Source organism: Blautia sp. ZXY-1-B12, from assembly GCF_056339915.1.
Genome location: NZ_JBWJVP010000168.1, coordinates 1 through 21,203 on the forward strand (window position 1 = coordinate 1; position 21,203 = coordinate 21,203).

The following is a 21,203-nucleotide window of genomic DNA, read 5'->3' on the forward strand; positions in this document are numbered from 1 at the left end:
AGATGGTTGTTTAACTCAGAATTCGGTCTTCTCAATCACATTTTTCACACAAAGATCAACTGGATCTCTGATCCGAAGATCGCAGTCTATGCGATCGCAGTGATCGGTGTATGGTCTATCATCGGCTACAATATGGTACTTTTCCTGTCAGGTCTGCAGGAAATTCCAAGAGATTATTATGAAGCAGCAAGCATTGACGGAGCAACCGGAATCAAACAGTTCTTCCACATTACAATCCCGCTGCTTTCACCGACCATCTTCTTTGTAATGGTTACCCGTGTCATCGGTGCCATGCAGGTATTCGACCTGATCTTCATGGTTATGGACAGAAACAGTCCTGCACTTTACAAAACACAGTCACTTGTTTACCTGTTCTACCAGAATTCTTTTGTACAGAATAACAAAGGTTATGGTTCAACAATCGTCGTACTTCTTCTGGTTGTAATTATGATCATGACAGTATTCCAGAATATTGCGCAGAAGAAGTGGGTTCATTATAACTAAGGAGGGATAATTATGTCAGCAAGAGATAAAGCAAACAGAGTTCTGATCCATGTTATCCTGATACTGGTATCTATTACCATGCTGGTTCCTTTCTTATGGATGATTCTGACAGCTTTCAAAACTATGACAGAGGCAACCTCTGTCAACCCGTTCGTAATCCTCCCGTCTACATGGAGATGGGACAGTTTTAGAGAAGTAAGCGCAAATATGGATTTCTTACATCTGTATATCAATACCTTACTTCTGATCCTGGGTCGTGTTGTATGTGCGGTTCTGACAGCAACACTGGCAGGCTATGCATTTGGACGTCTGAACTTCAGGGGGAAAAACCTGATGTTCTCTCTGGTCCTTTTCCAGATGATGGTTCCTGGACAGATTTTCATTATCCCACAGTACTTAATGGTAAGCAAAATGGGAATGCTCAATACCATTTTTGCCTTGGTATTTCCCGGTATTGTTACTGCATTTGGTACATTTCTCCTCAAACAGGCTTATATGGGACTTCCGAAAGATCTGGAAGAGGCAGCACGTCTTGACGGATGTAACATCGGTCAGACCTTCCTGTTCATCATGGCTCCTCTGACACGTTCTTCCATGGTGGCACTGGGAATCTTCACAGCAGTATTTGCATATAAAGACCTGATGTGGCCTCTGATCTGTAACAAGGATGTAATGCCTCTGTCAGCAGCACTTGCAAAAATGCAGGGACAGTACACCAACAATTATCCGCAGCTGATGGCAGCATCTCTGCTTGCATGTATCCCGATGATCGTACTGTATCTGATCTTCCAGAAGCAGTTCATCGAAGGTATTGCAACATCTGGTGGTAAGCTGTAATAAAATCTGAGCAGCACAGGCAGGCTTTGTTATAAAATCAGACCAGAGATTGTAGCAGGGCTTGCCTGAAACTGGATTTGATAATATTTAGAGTGTGTCTGAAAAATGCTTTCCCCAAGATGTGCGTCACAATTTGCGGGAATGATTTTTTAAACATGCTCTAGAGAAAGAAAACTGAAATATAAAATAAAAAAAGATAAATGAAAGGAAGAGGTAGATAGAAATGAAACCAGGAAGTCTCTTTGACAGAATATTTGGATTTTTAGGTCAGTTGATCGCATTAAATTTGCTGTGGATCGTGTGCTCTCTTCCGATTATCACAGCAGGGGCATCCACCACTGCATTATTTTACTGTACATTGAAGCTCCATAAAGATGGAGATATCAGAGTACTTCATGATTTTTTTAAGAGTTTTAAGCAGAATTTCAGGCAGTCCACACTGATCTGGATTCTGATGGTTGCAGCAGGAATATTTATTTATATGGAAAAAGAAGCTCTGGCAACAATGCCGGGATCCATGTCACAGATTTTTAATTATGTGATCTTTGCGGTATATATTCCTCTGGTGGCAGTTGCACTGTATGTATTTCCAACAGTTGCAGCATTTGAAAATAAAACAATGACTTTGATTACAAACGCATTTTATTTTGCGGTTAAACATATAGGTTATGCCTTAGCTGTGGCAGTGATCACAATCCTGCCAATGACAATGACACTTGTAGATGCAAAACTTTTCCCGGTATATCTGCTGATCTGGCTGATGTTTGGGTTCTCCCTGACTGCCTATGCAGATTCCTGGTTTATGTGGAAACTGTTCAAGCCCTACTTCAAAGAGGAGGAAGAGGAACATCACTACGTGGACACAGAACCTGATCAGTACGCGTTTTAACCGAAACAAACAGCGATACCTGGTTACATAAAAAATAGATAGAACATCTATAAAATAGAAAGAACAAAGAAATGAGAGGTACAGAGTATGGAATGGATCAAATATCACGAGGCAGAGAAAGTATTCGACCTGAGAACAGAGCACAGCACTTATCAGATGCAGGTAAGAGAGTATGATACTCTGGTTCATCTGTATTATGGAAGTCCGGTAGGCGATACACTGATCACAGACAGGATTGTATGTGTGGACAGAGGATTTTCAGGAAATCCTTATGAGGCAGAAAAGGACAGAACATTTTCATTAGATACCCTGCCACAGGAATATACTGCATATGGAAATGGTGATTATCGTATCAATGGCCTGGAGACAGAGCAGGCAGACGGCAGTGATACTGCAAATCTGAAATTTGAGTCCTATGAGATTACAAAAGGAAAGTACAGCCTGAAAGGGCTTCCTGCAATGTTTGCAAAGGAAGATGAGGCAGAGACACTGGAAATTGTTTTGACAGACCGTATCAGCGGACTGAAAGCACATCTTCTCTATGGTGTATTTCCTCATCTTGATGTGATCACCAGAGCGGTACGCCTGGAAAATACAGGTACAGCACCGGTTACAGTAAAAAAAGCAATGTCTATGGAAATGGACTATGAATACAGAGAACTGGATGCAGTTCATTTCTATGGCAGACACAATATGGAACGCCAGATGGAGAGAACTCACCTTGGTCATGGCAACTGGTCTGTGGGAAGTATCCGCGGCACCTCCAGCCATCATCACAATCCATTTGTGATCCTCTGTGACAGAAATACAGAGGAAACTTATGGAAACTGCTATGGATATGCACTTGCATACAGTGGAAACTTCTTATTTGAAACAGAGGTGGACCAGGTAGGACATACCCGTGTGGCAATGGGAATCCATCCATATCATTTCTCCTGGACACTGGAAAATGGAGAATGTTTTGAGACACCGGAAGTGATCATGGCATATTCAGCAGAAGGCTTCGGAAAGCTTTCCAGGATCTATCATGATGCATACAGAAGCAATCTGATCCGCAGTAAATACACAGAGCTGCCAAGACCGATCCTGGTAAATAACTGGGAAGCAACTTATTTTGATTTTGACGCAGATAAGATTTACCACATTACAGAAGAGGCAAAAAATATCGGACTGGATATGTTTGTTCTGGATGACGGATGGTTTGGAAAGAGAGACAATGACTGGTGTGCACTTGGTGACTGGGAAGTAAATGAAGAAAAGATTAAAGGCGGGCTTCCTGCACTTGCAGAGAAGATTCATGGACTTGGACTGAAATTCGGTCTGTGGGTAGAGCCGGAGATGATCTCTGAGGATAGTGATCTCTACAGAGAGCATCCAGACTGGGCACTGAAGATCCCGGGACGTGCCATGAACCGAAGCAGATATCAGTTAAATCTGGATATTACCAGAAAAGAAGTACGTGAACACATTATGAACCAGATCTTTAAGGTTCTGGATGCATGCAAGGCTGATTATGTGAAATGGGATATGAACCGAAGCGTAGATAACGTATTCTCAGCAGCTCTTCCAAAGGAACATCAGGGAGAGGTTTACCACAGATATGTGCTGGCTGTTTATGAAATGATGGAAAGCCTGGTACAGAGATATCCGGATCTTCTGTTTGAGTCCTGCTCAGGCGGAGGCGGAAGATTTGAGGCGGGAATGCTTTACTATTCTCCGCAGATCTGGTGCAGTGACAATACAGATGCTATTGACAGACTGAAAATCCAGTATGGTACCTCCTTCGGATATCCCATAAGTGCAATGGGCGCACATGTCAGCGTATGCCCGAACCATCAGTCTGGAAGAACGACTCCTTTTGAGACAAGAGGAATTGTTGCATCCGCAGGTACCTTTGGCTATGAGCTGGATCTGATGAAGATGTCCGAAGAAGAGAAAAAGACAGCCAGAGAGCAGATTCTGAAGTATAAAGAAATGGAGCATCTGGTACAGTCCGGAGACTACTATCGTCTGGTGAACCCATTCGAAAACAACAACCATGTACTTTGGCAGTTCGTATCCAAGGACAAAAAAGAGACAGTTGTATGTGGCGTAAGACTCCACAGCGAAGCTAATCCGTATATCTATCTTTTCTATCCTCAGGGACTGGATGCAGATCTGCATTACGAAGACATTGCAACCGGAAAAGTATACACAGGCGCAGCACTGATGAAAGCAGGACTGCCATTACCACTGACAACAGGTGATTACCAGCCAATCAGATTTACATTTAAGGCAGTGGAGAAATAATTACCGAATCAAATAAGTTATCTGATTCAATTGTAGGTGACTGTTTGAACATAATAAAAAGATGAAAACCAGTAATTAAGTTTATTAATAGCAGATAAGCTTAGTTACTGGCTTTTTTTGTCCTTTGCCATCTATAGATATCAATCAATAAATAATCACAAAATTTTATATGATATATCTTTATAAGATGTTGTAGAATGATGTAAAATAGTCGTAGAATTATAAAAAACGAGGCAGGTAAAGAAAAATGAAAGAGAAAATCAAAAAAATGCCGGGAAGAATCAGAAATTATTTTTGCTCACATATGAGTGCGCAGGTTACAGTAACAGTAGTATTACTTCTGATTCTGGCAGGTCTGGTCCTTCAGATTTACGTAAAAAATCAATATTTTAATTATCTGCTCAGGAATACCAGATCAATGGAAGAATCCATGATTGAAACATCGACGATTAATATTGATGCAAATCTGAAGGATATCATCAGTGCTGCATGCAATGTAGGAGTTAATGAGACATTAAGAGTTCTGGTAGAAAACACGGAAGCAGACGGAATACTTCTGGCAAAAGAAAAACTGACATTGGGCAGCAGAATGGATGATATTGCTCATCAGATTGGAAGTGTTGTATCTATTGCAATTGTATCAGATGAAGGTCTGTGGCAGGAGTATGGGGTTTATTGGTACCAGACATCTTCAAAAGGAGTATGGGAAGATGGCAATCTGGATAAACTTCAGGAAATATATGAAAAGACCATGGCACTTCAGAAAGAGAAAGCAAATGTCAGGTACTATGTAGAGACAGATCCTGCTGTTCACAGTCAGTGGCCGCAGATAAGAATGGTACATATTGCAGTTCCGCTGATTGGAAAAACTTACAGTTATTCTCATGTGAAAAATGTAGCGGTCGTATCTTTCGATATGGGAGATATTCTGGAAAAAAGTGCTTTTGACAGAGTAGCTGATAAACCTCTTTCGATTGGATATATTGCAGATGAAAATAACAGAATCATTTACCATCCAAATGAAGAGTACGATGGAATGACAGTGGAAAGTTACAGAAAAACGCTGGACAGTACCGAGAATATCAGCAGATCATTAAAATATTTTGGATGGACAGCATATATTACCACGGATCTTGGAAAAATGCGTGCACAGGTTAACCAGATGTATACCAGAAGCATTTATGTATATCTGTTTTTGTTGTGTATCTGTGGATTTTTATGGCAGTTTACAATACGAAGAGTATTAAAACCAATTGATATTATACGGGATTCTATGCGAAATATTAAACTTTCCAAGAATCTTCCGAAGATAGAAGTAAAGGGAACCAATGAGATATGGCAGTTGGCTGGTTATTATAACGAAATGGCGGAAACTCTGGAACGACAGTACAAGGAAATACGTAGATATTATCGTGAAAAGAATCTTTCTATCCGTCAGAAAAATAAGGCAGAGAAAGAAGCTCTGGAATCACAGATCAATGCACATTTTCTCTGCAATACACTGACTGCGATCAATTATAATGCGATAGATAATGAAGATTATGAGGTAGCAGATCTTCTGAAAAAGCTTTCTAATATGCTTTCATATACATTCTCAAGGAAGCTTGTGTCAGTAAGTCTGGGGCAGGAACTGAGATGGGTAGAGCAGTATCTATATCTGCAGAAGTTCAGGCTTATGGATGTGTTTGACTACGAGATTGAATTTCAGGAAGAATACGGCGAATGGCCATGCTGTAAACTGTTTATTCAGCCATTTGTGGAGAATTCTATCCTTCATGGTTTTGAAGGAAGAGAAAGCGGGGGAATGATCCGTATTACGGGTCACATTGATGGATCCAGATTCCGTCTTTGCATTGAAGATAATGGATGTGGAATGAATGAAGATACAGAGAAACTGATGCAGCAGATTCTTATGGAAAAGCATACTTTGGATTTGGCAGGAACAGGAATCGGGATTCAGAATGTAGTGACAAGACTGCGAATGTATTATGGAGAAGAACTTTCTGTAGTTTTGGAATCAGAACCTGAAAAGGGGACAAAATTTACTTTCTGGCTTCCAATACCAGAGAATCCGGAGAAAGATATAGAGTAAATAAATGTAGCAAAAAAAGTAACAGAGGAGGTCTTTATACATTGAGAATTTTAATTGCAGAAGATGAGCAGAGAACCAGACAGGGATTAGTAAGGGTTTTGCAGAGCCTGAGGGATGAGTATGAGATTGTGGCACAGGCATCTAATGGAAAAGCAGCGCTGGAAATGATTCTGGAACAGAAGCCGGATGTGGTTTTTATTGATATCAAGATGCCGTTTATGGACGGGCTTTCAGTAATAGAAGCTGCCAGAGCTCAGGGAATTAAGGCAGAATTTGTGATTGTAAGTGCATATGCAGATTTTGATTTTGCCAAGCAGTCAATTTCTCTTGGTGTAATAGAGTATCTTCTGAAACCTCTTACAAGAGATGAGGCAGAAGCAGTACTGAAGAAAATTGAGAATAAGATCAGTGGAAAAAATAGCTATTCCCGCAGAAAATCCAGAAATTTGAGAGATAAATATCCGGATGCCCACCCTATGATTCTGCAAGCTCTGGATATCATACAGAGTGGATATGCCGGAAAAATAAGCCAGAAGAAATTGGCAGAAGATCTTGGGCTGAGCCAGGAATATTTCAGTTATCTTTTTGGAAAAAATATCGGAGAAAATTTCAGCACTTTTCTAAGGGAGTATAGAATTGAACAGGCACAGTATATGTTGAGGGAAGAAATATGTGATCAGAGGGATGTTCCTTATCAGGTAGGATTTTCCGATTCTAAATACTTCAAAAAAGTCTTTCGCGAGGTGACAGGAAAGAGTCCATCTGAATATCTGTCAGAAATAAAAGAGTAAAAATATAAGAAATATATGGAAAATATCTTGAAAATCTTAAAATATTTCCTTAATCTTAAAATATTATCCGTACAAAATTCCTTTTTCCATAAAATCTTGGGTTATGCGGTGGAAATTTGAATGGTAAAATATATACAACAAAACAACAGAGAGACGACTTAAAATTGTGCAACTAACCAAAACAAAATTCAACTAAGAAGGAAAAAGGGAGGAAAAAACATGAAAAAAACATTATTTACAGCAACATTATTGGCGGCTTCGCTGATGGCGGCATCAACTGTACAGGCAGCTCCGCAGGAAGTTACAATGTGGCATTATTTTGATCAGAAGCCAGAGCAGGAAATGCTCGCAGACATGGTTGAAGAATATAATTCTTTACAGGATGACATTCACATCAATGCAACATTCGTATCCAGAACAGAGTTAATGAACCAGTACACAGTTGGAGCACTTTCAGGAGAACTTCCTGATATCGGACAGGTAGATTCACCGGATATGGAATCCTACATATCTCTCGGAGTATTCGAAGATATCACTGATGATCTAGAATCATGGGGAGAACTGGATCAGTTCTATGATGGACCATTAAGCTCCTGTAAAGACCCTGATGGAAAAGTTTACGGACTTCCACAGAATAGTAACTGTCTTGCACTTGCTTGCAATATGGATCTTCTGAAAGCAGCCGGATATGATCATATGCCGCAGAGTCTTGATGAGTTCAAGGAAATGGTTGCAGCAACAACAGATGCATCCAATGATGTATACGGATTCGCAATGTGTGCAGTATCTACAGAAGAAGGAACATTCCAGATCCTTCCATGGCTGAGATCTGTACAGAATGGAACTGGCGTTAATGTTGATAATATTACTGCTGATTCTGCTGTAAATGGATTACAGACACTTGGAGATTTTGTAGCAAACGGATACATGAGTAAAGAGTGTGTAAACTGGACACAGGCAGATGCATGGAATCAGTTCTGCGCAGGAAAAGCTGCATTTGCAGAATGTGGAACATGGCATCTGGCACAGACAGATGCAATCAACGGAGCATTTGAATATGACTTTACACTTCTTCCAACAGGCGACGAAGGAACCTCTACATCTACAATCGGTGGTGAGAACTTTGGTGTCTGCAAAGGATCAGAAAACAAAGAAGCATGTGCTAAATTCCTTGAGTGGCTCTGCTCACAGGAAAACGAAGCAAAATGGGCAGCTGTAGGCGGAAAGATTCCTACAAGACAGGATGCGACAGCTGAATACACATTTGAGCAGGATGGATTTAAGGTATTTACAGATGAAATGAATTATGCGCAGGCTCGTGGACCGCACGCTGAATGGCCATCTATTTCTGAAGCGGTTTATACAGCAACACAGTCTGTAATCGTAGACGGAACATCTGCAAAAGACGCTCTTGAAACAGCAGCAGCTAAAATTAATCCAATCGTAGAAGAAACTCCTCTTCCTGAAAGCAACTAAAACTAACAAATAGGGAAGGATGTGGCTTTAATGGCAGCAAAGTCTAGGACTATGGCGCAGCAAAAGACGAAAGAAGCATACTGTTTCATTGTACCTGCATTTATTTATATGATCCTTGTGCTGGGATACCCGATCGTTTATAACATTATTCTCAGTCTTAAGGATGTAAATGTAAAGAACCTGAAATCAGGAACTTCCGTATTTGTCGGATTACAGAACTATATTGATTTATTCCATGATCCGACATTTCTTCTGGTTCTGCGCAATACATTTATTTTTACAATAGCTTGTCTTATTTTCCAGTTTACCATCGGATTTGCATTTGCGATGTTTTTCAATCAGAAATTTAAACTCGCAGGTCCGATCAGAGGTCTGATTCTTGTCAGCTATATGATGCCAATGGCAGTAACTGGTCTTCTTGGTAAAAATATCTTTTCCAATGCAGGTCTTATCAATGACCTGCTTGGAAAAATCGGAATCAGCGGTCCGGAATGGCTGGTTAACACCAGCACAGCTCTGATTGCAGTAATTATTATGAACTGCTGGGTAGGTATTCCGTTTAATATGCTCCTTCTTGTATCAGGACTTACAAGTATTTCACCGGATGTATACGAGAGCGCATCCATGGATGGAGCAAATTGGGGACAACGTTTTCTTTTTATAACTCTTCCCCTGATGAAAGAGTCAATTCTTGCAGTACTGATGTTAGGATTTATCTATACATTCCGTGCATTTGACCTGATGTATATCATGACAGCCGGAGGTCCGTTGAATTCAACAGATGTGCTGGGAACATATTCTTATATGTTATCATTTACACAGTTTAACTTTTCAAAAGGTGCGGCAGTTGCAATGGTACTGTTTGCATGCCTGTTCCTTATTGGTCTGTTCTATCTGAAACTGTTATCAAAAGAAGAGGAGGAAGGCTGATATGGATAATATGACAGGTGCTGAAAAGGCAAAAGAGATCAGAAATTCGATATTTGCACTTCTTATTGCATTTATCTTCTTATTTCCGATTTACTGGCTGATACAGATTTCATTTAAGTCAGATGCAGAAACATTTGGAAAGGTTCTTACCTATTTTCCACATGATTTCACCTTTGAACCGTGGCTGGAAAACTTAACAGATAAAACGTTTCTGATATCTTTGAAAAACAGTTTTCTTAATGGACTTTTGACAATGGCAATTGCTCTGGTACTCGGTGTCCCGGCAGCATATGGAATGGGAAGATACAGAGTAAAAGGTGGAAATGTTTTCCTTCTTACATTTCTGATTTCACAGATGCTTCCTCCATCCCTGACATTGACCCCAATGTATCTGATTTTCAGTAAATTGGGCTTTCTTGGAAATCATCTGACAGCTCCGGTTGCGATTGCAGCCAGTTCTATACCGTTTGTAATCGTAACATTGAGACCTTATTTCAGAAGTATTCCGGTATCATTGGATGAGGCCGCAAGACTGGATGGATGCGGATCGGTAAAAGCATTTCTTATGGTTATGCTTCCGGCAGTAAAAACAGGAATTATTACTATCATGGTTATTTCATTCCTGAACGGCTGGAATGATCTGGTATATTCAATGACATTTAATGTTGCAGAGACAATGAGACCTTTGACAGCGAATATTTATAAATTCCAGAGTGCATATGGTACAAGATGGAACTGTATCATGGCTTATGGTGCAATACTGGTACTTCCGGTAATTCTGATGTTTATTTTCTTACAGAAATATATTGTAGGCGGTCTTGTCGCAGGTGCGGTAAAAGACTGATAAAATAAAGCTATTATTTATATTATAAACAAGTTCAGCGGATTAGAACAAAACAGATAAAACTGCAGTTCCAATTCGCTGAAACTCCATTAAGAATGAAAAGGAGAAGGCAGAAATGGCAAATCAGGAAGAAGTAAGAGACGTATATGGGTATTTTGAGCAAAAAGGAAATGCGCTGTGCTACCGTTATGAGGCTGAACGGGTAAGAATTGAGCCGTGGGGTGCTGACAGCCTTCGTGTACGTGCATGGAAAACCGCAGAGATGGATCAGGCAGACTGGGCATTGATCAAACCAGAGAAGGAAATCACACCGGAAATCGAAGTTCGCGAAGACGGAGCAACGATCCGTAATGGTAAGATCCGTGCAGAGATTAATCTGATCGGTAAAATTGCATTTTATAATCAGAAAGGAGAACTTTTACTGGATGAGTATGTCCGCAACAGAAAAGATATGTTCGGAAATACCTGCAGTTCTCTTGAAGTAGAAGCCAGAGAATTTAAGCCTATCACAGGTGGGGATTACAGACTGACAATGCGTTTTGTTTCCACACCGGAGGAGAAAATATATGGTATGGGCCAGTATCAGCAGCCATACCTTGATGTAAAGGGAGCTGATCTTGAACTGGCACACAGAAATTCACAGGCAAGTGTTCCGTTCATGCTTTCTAGTCTTGGATATGGATTCTTGTGGAATAATCCGGCTGTAGGACGTGTAAATTTTGGCAAAAATATTACAACATGGGAAGCATTTTCTTCCAAGAAACTGGATTATTGGATCACAGCAGGTGACACACCGGCCGAAATCGAAGAAGCTTATGCAAATGCAACAGGCAAAGTTCCGATGATGCCGGAATATGCAATGGGATTCTGGCAGTGCAAACTTCGTTATCAGACACAGGAAGAACTTCTTGAAGTAGCAAGAGAATATAAACGCCGTAACCTCCCGATTTCTGTAATAGTTGTTGACTTCTTTCACTGGCCAATGCAGGGCGAATGGAAATTTGACCCGACATACTGGCCGGATCCGGATGCAATGATCAAAGAACTGAAAGATATAGGAATTGAACTGATGGTTTCCATCTGGCCGACAGTAGATTACAGAAGCGAGAATTTCAATGAAATGAAGAGTAAAGGTCTTCTGATCCGCGTAGATTCCGGATATCCGATATCCATGGATTTTCAGGGAAATACACTTCATTACGATGCAACTAATCCGGAAGCACGTGAATATGTATGGGAAAAAGCAAAGAAGAATTATTATGATAAAGGTGTAAAAGTATTCTGGCTGGATGAAGCAGAACCGGAATATACAGTTTATGATTTCGAGAATTATCGTTATCATCTCGGACCGGATATTCAGGTTGGAAATATTTATCCTGTTATGTATGCAAAGACATTTTTTGATGGAATGAAAGCAGAAGGACAGGAGAACATTATCAATCTTCTCCGCTGCGCATGGGCCGGTTCACAGAAATATGGTGCACTGGTCTGGTCCGGAGACATCAAATCTTCCTTCCCGAGTATGAAAAATCAGGTTGCAGCAGGTCTTAATATGGGAATTGCAGGTATTCCGTGGTGGACAACAGATATCGGCGGATTTTTCGGAGCAAATATAAATGATCCGGAATTCCATGAACTTCTGGTCCGTTGGTTTGAATATGGATGCTTCTGTCCGGTTATGAGACTTCACGGATATCGCTGGCCGCTTCAGCCTCAGTATGGTACAACTGGTGGAGCTACATGTGTATCAGGAGCACCAAATGAGGTATGGAGTTACACAGATCAGGTTTGTGAGATTCTGTCAGATTATTTGAGATTAAGAGAGCGCATGCTTCCATATATTACAGAATTGATGGAGGAGGCTCATGAAAAAGGAACTCCTGTTATGCGTCCGCTGTTCTATGACTTCCCGGAAGACAAAGAAAGTTGGAATGTAGAGACAGAGTATATGTTTGGACCAAAAGTTCTGGTAAAACCGATCACAGATGCAGATGCACGTGAGACAGATGTATATCTTCCTGGTGGAGCCTCCTGGACAAATGCATGGACAGGTGAAACCTTTGAAGGTGGACAGAAAGTACATGTGGCAGCACCGATCGAGCAGATTCCATTGTTTACAAGAGATGGTTACAAACTGCCGATGAAATAAAGAAGTTTAAAGATCAGGAGGGTGTCGCAGAATTATCGAGGGATAATTTTCGACACCCTTTTAAAGAACATTTAACGGTGTCACCGCTGATCCAAATGGATGATAAAGGAGAAGAAAAAATGGGAAAAGCAGCAAATTCAAGTATTTCTCTTAAACAGATTCATGTTACAGATAATTTTTGGAATAAATATGTGCATCTGGTAAAGGATGTGATTATTCCTTATCAGTGGGATATTCTGAATGATAAACTGGAAGATGTAGAAACCAGTCATTGTATAGAAAATTTCAAAATTGCAGCAGGAGAAAAAGAGGGAGAATTTCAGGGCGCCGTATTTCAGGATACGGATGTTGCAAAATGGCTGGAAGCAGTTGGTTTTGTGTTAAATTATGAAAGAGATGAAAAGCTGGAAGAATTGGCTGATGAGACGATTGAACTGATCGGACGTGCACAGCAGCCGGATGGATATTTAAATACATATTTTACGATCAAAGAACCGGATGGACGATGGAGTAATCTTATGGAAGGTCATGAGCTTTATACAGCAGGGCATATGATCGAGGCAGCAGTAGCATACTATGAAGCAACCGGAAAACGTAGATTCCTGGAAATTGTATCAAAATTTGCAGATCTTGTCTGCCAGACTTTCGGACCGGAAGAGGGAAAAATCCATGGATATCCGGGACATCAGGAAATAGAACTGGCACTTGTAAAGCTTTACCGTGTAACACGTGAGAAAAAATATCTGGATCTGGCAAAATATTTCATAGATCTGAGAGGTACTGGCAAAAATTATTTTCTGGAGGAGGAAAAGAGACCGGGACATAAGCGTATTTTTCCGGATTTTGTAAATTATGATACCATGTATGCGCAGGCACATAAACCGGTAAGAAAACAGAGGACAGCAGAAGGACACGCTGTAAGAGCAAACTATATGTATTCTGCAATGGCAGACCTGGCATATGAATATCAGGATAAAGAATTACAGCAGGCATGCCGAAACTTGTGGGATAATATGGTGCACAAAAGAATGTATATTACAGGAAGTGTTGGATCTTCTGGATTCTTGGAACGATTTACAACAGATTATGATCTGCCAAATGACAGCAATTATTCTGAGACATGTGCTACGATTGCACTTGCTATGTTTGGAAAGAGAATTGCAGATATGGAGAAGGATGCTTCTTATATGGATGTAGTGGAACGGGCTTTATATAATACACTTTTATCAGGCATAGCTATGGATGGAAAAAGCTTTTTTTATGTAAATCCTCTGGAAGTATGGCCGGTAAGCTGTATGCCGAGAACTTCACGCGAACATGTGAAACCTGTCAGGCAGAAATGGTTTGGTGTTGCATGCTGCCCGCCAAACATTACCAGAACATTGGCATCTCTTGGACAATACATCTATTTCCAAGAAGAAAATGAAATTTACGTAAATCTGTATGTTGCAAATGAAACAGAAGTTACACTTAATGGAGTTCCGTTCAAAATTACGTTAAAAGGAAATTTCCCATGGGAAAACAAGATGACAGTTTCTGTAGATGGTGTGCAAGAAACTGAGGCGATGATCGCATTCAGGGTTCCGGCATATGCAGAGAATTTCAAAATTTTGAGAAACGGTAAAGAAGAGAATCTGACAGAAGACCATGGATATATTAAAATTTCCGGAAAAATGTATAAAGAAACATTTGAAATAAGTTTTGATGCAGAGCCAGTATTTGTTCATGCAAATCCACAGGTAAGAGTTGACAGTGCAAAAGTGGCAGTAGTAAAGGGACCTCTGGTTTACTGTGTGGAAGAAGCGGATAACGGGGAGAATCTTTCTTCTGTTATGGTTAATACTGATCAGAAGATTGAAGAAACATATGATGACGAACTTCTGGAAGGATGCAGTGTACTCCATATAACCGGCAAAAAAATTTCAGAGAAGGGTTGGAATGAAGGAATATTGTATCAGAACAGAAAAGTAGAACTGGAAGATGTTAAATTGACACTGGTACCATATTGTTATTGGGGAAATCGTGAAAATGGAGAAATGCTTGTGTGGATGAAGGAACTTTTTTATATGTAATTCGCTGATAAAATAAAGGAAAAATAAAAGGAGATCGCAGAAAAATATGTGGTCTCCTTTTGGTCTGTTCAGTATTTGCTTGATTATAGGCTGACAATTATTTTTTCTTTTTGGAATTATGCTCCGATTCCGGATTCATCCCGTCGATTATATGCTCGATCATCATCTTTTTTACATAAACATCAAAGCTTAACAGACAGATAAAGGAAAATCTTTTCAGATTCGCCTGATCTTCTTCATCTGCGTCCCCGAAAGTATCCTGTGCTGTTTTGTATTTGCGCAGAAGGTCTTTTTTCAGGGATTCAATCTGTTCCTTTTCCATGCTGAAAACTTCATTATAAATATAAGTCATATCTTTCTCAGTCATGGATTTAAAATATTTCTGCGCAATCGGTGTGAGCAGAGTCTGGATATCATTGATGGAAAGAATATTTTTGAAATAGTAAATAAAAATCAGCATCAGCACATGTTCTTTGGAATAACGTTTCTTCTCAGGCGGGGGAAGAAGTTTATTCTTTGCATAATTGTTGATCATAGTCTTGGTGAGAATCTTATCATCTGCGTAACGTTTGGAAGAAACGAGCTGCTCTTCCATAAAGGTTGTCACCTGGTCCATATATAAATCAATATTTGGGATGTCTTCCGGTTTAATATAGTCAATCCTGGATACACTTTCCAGAATGCTGTTTATCATATCTTTATCATCGATTGTCATCTTTCATCACCTCTGTTCCTTATTATATAGTTTTAAATACTACTTGTAAATGTTTTTTTCACTAATTACAAAATTTATATCCGCTTGAATTTACAGGAATCAGTTGTAGGCGAACAGATTTTTGTGTATAATCATAAAGATATATGCCTGTTCAGGCACAAAAAATATTTCGAGAGATGTAAACGGTAACCGGTACATATTTTGAATCTGAAAGATTGTTGCAGAAATCAACTTGTTGATCAGCATGGTTGTTTGTAAAATAATGTACCGTACAGGAAGAAGACAGGAGAAAATATGAGCGATATTTATAGTACATTAAATCCTCAGCAGCAGGAAGCGGTTTACCATACAGAAGGTCCACTGCTGATCCTTGCGGGAGCGGGTTCGGGAAAGACAAGAGTACTTACCCACCGCATTGCTTACCTGATAGATAAAAAGGGAATCAATCCCTGGAACATTCTGGCTATCACATTTACAAATAAAGCAGCCAGTGAGATGAGAGAACGTGTAGATAAAATAGTGGGATTTGGTTCTGAGAGCGTATGGGTTTCCACATTCCATTCTACCTGTGTGCGTATTCTGCGTCGTTATATTGACCGTCTTGGATATGATACCAGATTTGCTATTTATGACACAGAAGATCAGAAAACTCTGATGAAAGAAGTATGCAGAAAACTGAATATTGACACCAAGAAAACAAAGGAACGTTCTCTTCTGGCACAGATTTCCCATGCAAAAGATGAACTGATCACACCGGATGAGATGGAACTGAATGCAGGTGGGGACTTTGTTAAAAAGAAGGTTGCTGAGGTATATCGGGAATATCAGGCTGCTTTGCGCAGAAATAATGCGCTGGATTTTGATGATCTGATCGTAAAGACCGTAGAGCTTTTTCAGAACTGCGGAGATGTTCTGGAAAACTATCAGGAACGTTTCAGATATATCATGGTGGATGAGTATCAGGATACCAATACTGCACAGTTTAAATTTATAAGCCTGTTGGCCTCTAAATATGAAAACCTCTGTGTAGTCGGTGATGATGACCAGTCTATCTATAAATTCCGCGGTGCAAATATTGGAAATATTCTTGGATTTGAGCATGTTTTTCCAGATGCAAAAGTTATCCGTCTGGAACAGAATTACCGTTCCACAAAGAATATTCTGAATGCAGCCAATGCGGTGATTGCAAATAATACCTCACGTAAATCAAAAACACTCTGGACTGAGAATTCGGAGGGGGAACGAATCCATTTCCGCCAGTTCATGAACGGATATGAGGAAGCAGAGTATGTGGTAGGCGAGATTTCCAGAGCTCACAGAGAGAATGGTGCGAAGTATAAAGACTGTGCAGTTCTGTACAGGACCAATGCACAGTCACGACTCTTTGAAGAGAAGTGTCTTCTTGCGAATATCCCTTACAAGATTGTAGGCGGTGTGAATTTCTATGCGCGTAAAGAAATCAAAGACCTGTTATGTTATCTGAAGACAATTGACAATTCCAGAGATGATCTGGCAGTCCGCCGTATCATCAATGTACCGAAGCGTGGAATCGGAGCCACAACTCTTGGCAGAATACAGGATTATGCGGATAAAATGAGTGTGAGTTTCTATGATGCCTTGCGTGTGGCAGAGGAGGTCCCGTCTATTGGAAGAAGCCTTTCAAAGATTGATGGATTTGTAACCTTTATTCAGAGTTTAAAGAGTAAGGCAGAGTCTTATACAGTACGTGAACTTCTGGAAGAAGTGATTGAACTTACCGGATATGTGGCAGAGCTGCAGGCTGAAGATACAGATGAATCGAAGGCAAGAATCGAGAATATTGATGAACTTATTTCCAAGACAGAATCCTATCAGGAAGCAATGAAAGAACAGGGACAGACTGCCACACTTTCAGGTTTTCTCGAGGAGATTGCACTGATCGCAGACATTGACAGCGTGGATCCGGATCAGGATTATGTGCTTCTTATGACACTACATAGTGCCAAAGGTCTGGAGTTTCCGAGAGTATTTCTCGCAGGAATGGAAGATGGGATGTTTCCGTCTTATATGTCCATTATATCAGATGACAGATCTGATCTGGAAGAAGAGAGAAGGCTCTGTTATGTGGGTATCACAAGAGCTATGGAGGATCTGACGCTGACAAGTGCCAGACAGCGAATGCTCCGGGGAGAAGTACAGTATAATAAAGTATCCAGATTTGTACGTGAAATTCCGCGGGAGCTTGTGGATCTGGGACAGGAAGCTCAGGAAAAGAAGAAAAAGATTGAAGAGATGATTCAGGCAGACAGAAACCTTGCAAAAATGAAAATGGCTTTTGAGACGAAAACATTCAAGCCCAGAGAATTTAAGGTGACGAAGGCTGCTGAACTGGATTACGAAGTGGGAGACACTGTCCGCCACATTAAATTTGGTGTAGGAATTGTCAAAGACATTGTAGACGGCGGAAGAGATTATGAAGTCACTGTTGATTTTGACAAAGTGGGAATAAAGAAAATGTTCGCAGGATTTGCAAAGCTGAAAAAAATATAGTAATTTCAGAATCATGATGATGCAGGCAAGTCACGCCTGCCGTCTGTTAGCCGGGCGATTGGGGCAGGTGACTTAAGTCACCTGCGGAGGCTGCGAAAAGCAATAAGCAGTAAGGCGAACGATTTTATCCGCTTTATATATGAGACAGGAGTTCAGGAAGTTTCATAAGACTGTCAAATTCATGATCAGGGATGATTTCTGAAGTCTTCTCATGGCTGGGATTAAACCAAATCGTGCGGATTCCGGCATTGATGCCGCCCTGGATATCAGAGGTCAGGCTGTCCCCCACGATTACGGCTGTTTCCTTATGGAAATCAGGGATTCTGGAGAAGCAGCAGTCAAAGTATTCCCTGCCCGGTTTATTGTATCCCAGTTCTTCGGAGATAAAAATATCCTCAAAGTAACGGGAGATTCCGGAACTTTTAAGCCGTCCCTTCTGGACACTTAAGGTACCGTTTGTAACCAGATACATCCGGTATTGACCGTAAAGAGTTTCGAGCAATTCTTCTGCACCATCTATGAAATAGTGTCCCTGGGCCAGAAGAGTTTCATAGGTATGTGCAGCTTCTTTTGCAGGTACATCCACATTCAGCTCTGCAAAAAGAAGCCGGAATCTCCGAAGCTTTACCTGATCTCTGGTGATCTTGCCCTGTTCAAGGAGCTTCCACTGGGCGAGGTTGAGCTCACTGTAACGCTTCAGAACTGAAGGCTCGGGAGCAATGTGAAAATTTTTCAGAGTTTTTGCGATAGCTGCTCTTTCTGCCCGGTTAAAATCAAGTAATGTATTATCAAGATCAAAAAAAAGTGTTTCTACCATAAGTATTTATCCTCTCTTATCAGATCGTTGCTGTCGGCATATTTTTAAGTCAGGGGCAAAATTCATTCCAGATTGCCTGCGGCAATGGAATTTTGGTTTGTATGTCTCGGGATTTTGGCATATTCATGCCAAAACACATCGCGGGATAGTGGTGTGTAAACAGTAACCCCCTGATATCATTATAATAAAGAAATTAACAAAAGTATAGAATAAATGCAGATATCTTATGGTAAAATTACAGAAAAAGTGTTATAATAATTTCATTAAACAGCAGACGGCAGAAGTGTTAAGTGTCAGCTGATGAATTATTGAGAGGATGGTGCGATTATGAATATCAAAATTGAAGAATTATTATCAGCATTAAACAGAAAAGAAGAAGAGAAAGAAAAAAATACAGTCCTCTGGGTACTGGCAATCATTGGCGCAGTTGCAGCAGTAGCAGGTATCGCATTTGCTGTATATCATTTCTTTGCTCCGGATTATCTGGAAGATTTTGAAGAGGATTTTGACGATGACTTCGATGATTATTTCGAAGATGAAGAAGAATAATTACCTGTAATATGAAAATGAAAGAATAGCTCCGGCTTATACCGGGGCTATTTTTATGGAGGTTATTTATGAAAAAAGGCGAAATTTATGAAGGCGTGATTGAGAAAGTAGATTTTCCTAATAAGGGAATTGTGATAACAGACGGACAAAAAGTTACTGTAAAGAACGGAATGCCTGGACAGAAAGTCCGTTTTATGATCAATAAGAAGCGTTCCGGACGTGCAGAGGGAAGACTTCTGGAAGTGTTGGAGAAGTCTCCGCTTGAAACAAGAGAACCGGTCTGTAGCATTTTTCCGGAATGTGGAGGATGCATGTATCAGACCATGTCCTATGAAAACCAGCTCAAAATGAAAGAATGTCAGGTTCGCGAACTGTTGGATGGTGCATTGAACGGCACTGATTACCAGTGGGAGGGAATTCATGGAAGCCCCATTGAATTCAGATATCGAAATAAAATGGAATTCTCCTTTGGTGATGCATATAAGGATGGTCCGTTGACGCTGGGTCTGCACAAAAAAGGCAGTACCTATGATATTCTTACAGCAGATGACTGTCAACTGGTTCATGAAGATATGACGAAAATCCTGACTTGTGTGCATGAATACTTCCTGAAACGAAACGTTTCCTATTATAAAAAGATGCAGCATACAGGATATCTGCGCCATCTGCTTCTCCGCCGCGGTGTGACTACAGGAGAGATTCTGGTCCATGTGATTACCACCAGTCAGGAAGAACATGATCTGGAATCTCTGAAAGAAGAACTTCTTGCACTTCCGCTGGAGGGTAAAATTGTGGGAATCATGCATATTATCAATGATTCTCTTTCTGATGTGGTGCAGAGTGATGAGACACGTATCCTTTACGGTCAGGATTTCTTTTATGAAACGCTTCTGGGACTGCGATTTAGGATCAGTACATTTTCATTTTTTCAGCCTAATTCACTGGCTGCGGAAGTACTTTATTCTATCGTACGTGAGTATATCGGAGATACGAAGGATAAAGTAGTGTTCGACCTTTACAGCGGAACCGGAACGATCGCCCAGCTTGCAGCCTCCGTAGCGGACGAAGTGATAGGTGTGGAAATTGTGGAAGAGGCAGTAGAAGCTGCAAAGCAGAATGCAGCACTGAATAACCTGAGTAATTGCAAATTTATTGCAGGAGATGTCCTTAAAGTCCTGGATGATCTGACGGAGAAACCGGATGTGATCATTCTGGATCCGCCAAGGGATGGAATCCATCCCAAAGCATTGCCGAAGATTCTTTCTTATGGGGTAGACCATATTGTATATATTTCCTGCAAAGCGACCAGCCTGGCAAGAGATCTTCCGGCATTTCTGGCGGCAGGATATAAGCTGGAAAAAGCCTGCTGCGTTGATCAATTTTGTCAGACTGTTCACGTTGAGACGGTTGCTCTTTTGTCCCAACTGAAACAAAAGCCGGATGATTAATTAATGTCACGATTGAACTTGATGATATGGATATAACATCTGCAGAGACTAAGGCTACATATGATGAGATAAAGAAGTATGTGGCTGAACATAATGCCGGCATGAAGGTTTCCAATCTGTATATCTCACAGGTAAAGAGAAAATGCGGAATTGAGGTTGGAAAGAATTATAATTTACCTAAAAATGAAGATAGCAGGCAACCGCAGTGTCCAGGAGATAAAGAGAGTGCAATTGTGGAGGCATTGAAGCATTGTAAGATGAATAAATAAAGA

The 21,203-nt window shown here is 40.5% G+C and carries 18 protein-coding genes; 15 read left to right on the forward strand and 3 right to left on the reverse strand.

Annotated features, from left to right (window positions below; all coding sequences use genetic code 11):
• Positions 1–504: carbohydrate ABC transporter permease (locus AC075L_RS09035; RefSeq protein WP_476387551.1), on the forward strand; the 504-nt coding region annotated here is incomplete at its 5' end.
• 12 nt (positions 505–516) lie between these two features.
• Positions 517–1,341 (forward strand): carbohydrate ABC transporter permease, encoded by an 825-nt coding sequence (locus tag AC075L_RS09040; protein ID WP_008706570.1) that lies wholly within the window; start codon positions 517–519, stop codon positions 1,339–1,341.
• 29 nt (positions 1,342–1,370) lie between these two features.
• On the opposite strand, the gene AC075L_RS09045 is transcribed toward AC075L_RS09040, so the two are convergent.
• The gene (locus tag AC075L_RS09045; RefSeq protein ID WP_368183790.1) at positions 1,371–1,487 is read right to left on the reverse strand and encodes a DUF6783 domain-containing protein; all 117 of its coding nucleotides are present in this window, start codon (positions 1,485–1,487) and stop codon (positions 1,371–1,373) included.
• Positions 1,488–1,564: 77 nt separating this feature from the next.
• On the opposite strand from AC075L_RS09045, the gene AC075L_RS09050 reads away from it, so the two are divergent.
• The 9 genes from AC075L_RS09050 (at position 1,565) to AC075L_RS09090 (ending at position 14,873) form a co-directional block, all read left to right on the forward strand.
• Complete coding sequence (locus tag AC075L_RS09050; RefSeq protein WP_177968652.1) at positions 1,565–2,230, forward strand: DUF624 domain-containing protein; 666 nt, start codon at positions 1,565–1,567, stop codon at positions 2,228–2,230.
• 87 nt (positions 2,231–2,317) lie between these two features.
• Complete coding sequence (locus AC075L_RS09055; protein ID WP_177968651.1) at positions 2,318–4,519, forward strand: alpha-galactosidase; 2,202 nt, start codon at positions 2,318–2,320, stop codon at positions 4,517–4,519.
• Between the two features lie 247 nt (positions 4,520–4,766).
• Entirely contained in the window at positions 4,767–6,611 is a 1,845-nt protein-coding gene (locus AC075L_RS09060) for a sensor histidine kinase (RefSeq protein ID WP_025578107.1), read from the forward strand.
• 41 nt (positions 6,612–6,652) lie between these two features.
• Entirely contained in the window at positions 6,653–7,402 is a 750-nt protein-coding gene (locus tag AC075L_RS09065; RefSeq protein ID WP_055149581.1) for a response regulator transcription factor, read from the forward strand.
• Between the two features lie 219 nt (positions 7,403–7,621).
• The gene (locus tag AC075L_RS09070) at positions 7,622–8,878 is read left to right on the forward strand and encodes an ABC transporter substrate-binding protein (RefSeq protein ID WP_055149583.1); all 1,257 of its coding nucleotides are present in this window, start codon (positions 7,622–7,624) and stop codon (positions 8,876–8,878) included.
• Positions 8,879–8,908: 30 nt separating this feature from the next.
• Entirely contained in the window at positions 8,909–9,808 is a 900-nt protein-coding gene (locus AC075L_RS09075) for a carbohydrate ABC transporter permease (RefSeq protein ID WP_025578113.1), read from the forward strand.
• 1 nt (position 9,809) lies between these two features.
• Positions 9,810–10,652: a carbohydrate ABC transporter permease gene (locus tag AC075L_RS09080; protein WP_055149585.1), complete on the forward strand. Its 843-nt coding sequence runs from the start codon at positions 9,810–9,812 to the stop codon at positions 10,650–10,652.
• Positions 10,653–10,767: 115 nt separating this feature from the next.
• The gene (locus AC075L_RS09085) at positions 10,768–12,801 is read left to right on the forward strand and encodes a glycoside hydrolase family 31 protein (RefSeq protein WP_476387552.1); all 2,034 of its coding nucleotides are present in this window, start codon (positions 10,768–10,770) and stop codon (positions 12,799–12,801) included.
• A 119-nt stretch (positions 12,802–12,920) separates the two neighbouring features.
• The gene (locus tag AC075L_RS09090) at positions 12,921–14,873 is read left to right on the forward strand and encodes a glycoside hydrolase family 127 protein (protein ID WP_243104603.1); all 1,953 of its coding nucleotides are present in this window, start codon (positions 12,921–12,923) and stop codon (positions 14,871–14,873) included.
• A gap of 97 nt (positions 14,874–14,970) precedes the next feature.
• Here the strand turns inward: AC075L_RS09090 and AC075L_RS09095 are convergent, their stop codons facing one another.
• Positions 14,971–15,588, reverse strand: a complete 618-nt coding sequence (locus AC075L_RS09095; protein ID WP_026649969.1) for a DUF1836 domain-containing protein — start codon at positions 15,586–15,588, stop codon at positions 14,971–14,973.
• A gap of 294 nt (positions 15,589–15,882) precedes the next feature.
• On the opposite strand from AC075L_RS09095, the gene pcrA reads away from it, so the two are divergent.
• Entirely contained in the window at positions 15,883–18,117 is a 2,235-nt protein-coding gene (pcrA, locus tag AC075L_RS09100; RefSeq protein ID WP_118614982.1) for a DNA helicase PcrA, read from the forward strand.
• Positions 18,118–18,250: 133 nt separating this feature from the next.
• Here pcrA and AC075L_RS09105 read toward each other — a convergent pair whose 3' ends face one another.
• Positions 18,251–18,934 carry a YjjG family noncanonical pyrimidine nucleotidase gene (locus tag AC075L_RS09105; protein ID WP_118614985.1) on the reverse strand — a complete coding sequence of 228 codons (684 nt, stop codon included), beginning with the start codon at positions 18,932–18,934 and terminating at the stop codon, positions 18,251–18,253.
• Between the two features lie 327 nt (positions 18,935–19,261).
• Between AC075L_RS09105 and AC075L_RS09110 the strand changes: the two genes are divergently transcribed.
• The 3 genes from AC075L_RS09110 to AC075L_RS09120 all read left to right on the forward strand — a co-directional run bounded on the left by AC075L_RS09110 (position 19,262) and on the right by AC075L_RS09120 (position 21,200).
• Positions 19,262–19,483: a hypothetical protein gene (locus AC075L_RS09110; RefSeq protein WP_008706577.1), complete on the forward strand. Its 222-nt coding sequence runs from the start codon at positions 19,262–19,264 to the stop codon at positions 19,481–19,483.
• Positions 19,484–19,551: 68 nt separating this feature from the next.
• Complete coding sequence (gene rlmD, locus AC075L_RS09115) at positions 19,552–20,931, forward strand: 23S rRNA (uracil(1939)-C(5))-methyltransferase RlmD (protein WP_476387553.1); 1,380 nt, start codon at positions 19,552–19,554, stop codon at positions 20,929–20,931.
• Positions 20,932–20,957: 26 nt separating this feature from the next.
• The gene (locus AC075L_RS09120) at positions 20,958–21,200 is read left to right on the forward strand and encodes a tRNA (uracil-5-)-methyltransferase (RefSeq protein ID WP_349080802.1); all 243 of its coding nucleotides are present in this window, start codon (positions 20,958–20,960) and stop codon (positions 21,198–21,200) included.
• Positions 21,201–21,203: the final 3 nt, after the last annotated feature.